The organism is Pseudomonas sp. (genome assembly GCF_026224925.1).
Classification (GTDB): Bacteria; Pseudomonadota; Gammaproteobacteria; order Pseudomonadales; family Pseudomonadaceae; genus Aquipseudomonas.
In genome coordinates this window covers 1-3147 of the sequence record NZ_JAMFRV010000311.1, presented here as the reverse complement: position 1 = coordinate 3147, position 3147 = coordinate 1, and the positions used below count along the sequence as shown (strand labels likewise).

The window sequence follows — 3147 nt, the reverse complement described above, 5'->3', positions numbered from 1 at the left end:
GGGGTTGAGCAGCATGTCGGTGACCCGCGCCACCGGGATGAAATCCTTGACCGGATTCACGCCCTGTGAAAAACGCGGTCCGGAGAACGATTTACGCCCGCTGCCAGTATTGTTCATGCAACCGTAACCCAGGCCGAAACCACCTCCCGGCAGACCGATCTGCCCGAGCAAGGCGGCCAGGGTCACAGTCATCCAAAATGGCTGCTCGCCATGCACTGAGCGTTGCAGGGAATACGCGATGTTGATCATGGTCCGCTTGCTGGCCATGCGTCGTGCCAGCTCGCTGATGTGCCCAGCCGGAATATCGGTAAGGGTCTCGGCCCATTGAGGGTCCTTTGGCTGACCGTCGACGCGTCCCAGCAGGTAATCGCGAAACCGCTCGTAACCGACGGTGTAGCGCTGGATGAAGGCTTCGTTGTGCAGGTTTTCGCTGATCAGCACGTGACACAGCGCCATCATCAACGCGGTATCGCTGCCCGGACGAACCGGCAGCCATTCGTTGTGCTGCGGCCCGACCAGATCGTCACGCAACGGGCTGATGTTGACAAACTGCACGCCCGCTGCGGACATTTTGTCCAGGGCATCGGCGAGCAGGTGATCGCTTGCGCCGCCGGGGCTGGTCTGGGCATTTTTTGCCGGCAAGCCACCGAACGCGACGAACAGCTCACAATGCTCTGCGAGGTTTTTCCAGGAGGTGTGCGCCGCCAGCAGCCAATCCATGTTGCCGACGATATGCGGCATCAGCACCCGCCCTGCGCCGAGGCTGTAACTGTCGGTACTGAACACGTAGCCGCCGAAACTATTCAGGAACCGGTGCAGCTGGCTCTGGGCGTGGTGGAAACGTCCGGCGCTACCCCAGCCGTAGCTGCCACCGAAAATAGCCTTATTGCCGTGCTCGGCCTTGACCCTGCGCAGCTCTTTGGCGACCAGCTCCAGCGCCACGTCCCAAGACACCTCGACAAACGGTTCCTGGCCTCGCAGCTCCTCATTTCCAGCACCCGGAAACGCCCCCATCTGGGCAAGATAACTACGGCGCACCGAAGGTCGCAGGATGCGCGTTGGCGAGGTGATTGCCTCGGCAATCGAGTCGCCTATGGGTGACGGGTCCGTGTCCCACTCAACCGGCACCATGGCCATAAGCTTGCCATCCACGACCTGCGGGCGATAAGCCCCCCAATGCAGCGAAGTAAAACTCATGGCGCGAAGCTCCTGTTTGGCAACGATCAGCGTGCAGCCTGCACAGCCCAACTGCTGGTCAATGCCAAGGCCAGTCCGAGCAGGCTCAATCGAGCCGGATCAGAAAATGATTCCGGTCCGCAGGTACGGTTGCCGATGCCTGCCTGTTTGTTTTTCTAATAATGAAAAGACAGGTCAGGACGCAGGTTTAAAACCATAACACTGGATAGGGTCATAAATGAAATTCATTTTATACAGCCATCAATATGCGAGACAGGCGTCAATCACGTTATAAATATATGTAGTTTCAGTCTTGGACGTAATTCCATAAGGGCATATAGAGTCAATGCAAGATCATATTTTTGCATAACAATTTTTGCGTCGACCTCATCCGGGGTCTTAAGGTATTCCATGAAACACATTCGCTACAGTCTCGCCTGCACGTTGGTTGCAAGCACTCTGATCGCCGGCTGCAATGACGCCACCCCGCCGGCCTCCGCGACACTCAAGGCCGCCGTGGAGCTGAGTAAGCCGGTGGCTGGCGGCGAAGTCTCCTGGGGCATCACCACCGAGCCGGTCTGTTTCGATCCTCACCGCTCAGGTCAGCAGAACTCGTTCATCCTCATTCGAAATTATGTCGACTCGCTGGTCGGCAAAAAAGCTGACGGCAGCTTCGCCCCCTGGCTGGCCAAGAGCTGGACGTTTTCAGCAGACGGTCTGGAATACGATTTTGTGTTGCGCGATGACGTGACGTTCACTGACGGCGCAGCCTTCGATGCCGAGGCCGTCAAGACCAACCTCGATTACGTCAGTAACCCGAAAAATACCGCGATCGCGGCTACATTCCTGGAGTACTACGACCATTCGCAAGTGGTGTCCGCCCATGAAGTGAAGATTGTTTTATCGCGTCCTGACTCAGCGACACTGGAGTCGCTTTCCAGCGTAAAACTCGGTTTCCTGTCGCCCAAGACCCTTACCAACGGCGCGGACCTTTGCAGCGGAGGGCCGGGACTGGTCGGGACCGGGCCATTCATATTCCAGAATTACCAGCGGGGTCAAAGCGCGCGCTTCGTCAAAAACCCCAACTACAAATGGGGCCCTGGTTATGCAAAGCATGACGGCGCAGCTTACCTGGATGCCGTGACCTACCGTTTCATCCCTGAATACGCCGTGCGTGCGGGTGCGCTGACCTCGGGCCAGGTGGATTTGATCGAGGGCGTGCAGCCAAGTGACATCCCACTGTTCAAGGACGCCGAAGGATTCCAGTACCTGGTCGGCCCTTCTGCGGAGACCTCGTTCACGCTGAACATCAACTACACCCATGGTGTGGCCACCGATGTGCGGGTACGCCAGGCGTTGCGCGACGGTTTTGACGTCGATGCTGTGGTCAAGAGTCTGTATCTGGGCACAGTGCCCCGCGCCTGGTCGAACATCGGCCCCGACAATCCAGCCTATAACAAGGCGCTGGTCGGCACATGGGGCAACAACCTGCCCAAAGCCAACGCACTGCTGGATGAGGCTGGCTGGACGAGCCGAGACGCGCAAGGCTATCGGACCAAGGATGGGCAACGTCTGCGAATCGAGGTGGGCTATCCACAGCCCTACGTACGCGACAACCGTGACCTGCTGATTCAGTCGATCCAGGCGGAGGTTAAAAAGAACCTTGGTTTTGACCTTGATCTGCGCATCACCACCGGTGGCGACTGGGCAAGATCGCGCATTGAAGGCGATTGGAGCATTTACCCCAACACGTTGAATCCCTCCGACAGCGCCCTATCCCTGCGCGATGTTTTGGGCGGTAGCGGTTTCTACAGCGGCGTGCGTGACAAGGCGGACCAAACCATCATCGCCCTGATCGAAAAGGCCCGTGCAACGTCGGACCTGAAAGCGCGACAGCCGATCCTGGACGAAATCCAGAAGCGCGCGGTCGACCTGGCCTACATCGTGCCGTTGTTCGCGCCCAGCTATCAG

Annotated in this window: 2 protein-coding genes; one reads left to right on the top strand and one right to left on the bottom strand. The window is 58.2% G+C overall.

Translation table 11 applies throughout. The features are described 5' to 3' along the window. Nucleotides 1-1197 (bottom strand): molybdopterin-dependent oxidoreductase (locus M0974_RS13440; protein WP_297837209.1); only part of this gene is annotated, 1197 nt, incomplete at its 3' end. A gap of 390 nt (nt 1198-1587) precedes the next feature. Between M0974_RS13440 and M0974_RS13435 the strand changes: the two genes are divergently transcribed. Then, nucleotides 1588-3147, top strand: a 1560-nt coding sequence (locus tag M0974_RS13435; RefSeq protein ID WP_297837207.1) for an ABC transporter substrate-binding protein, incomplete at its 3' end; no start/stop codon positions are given.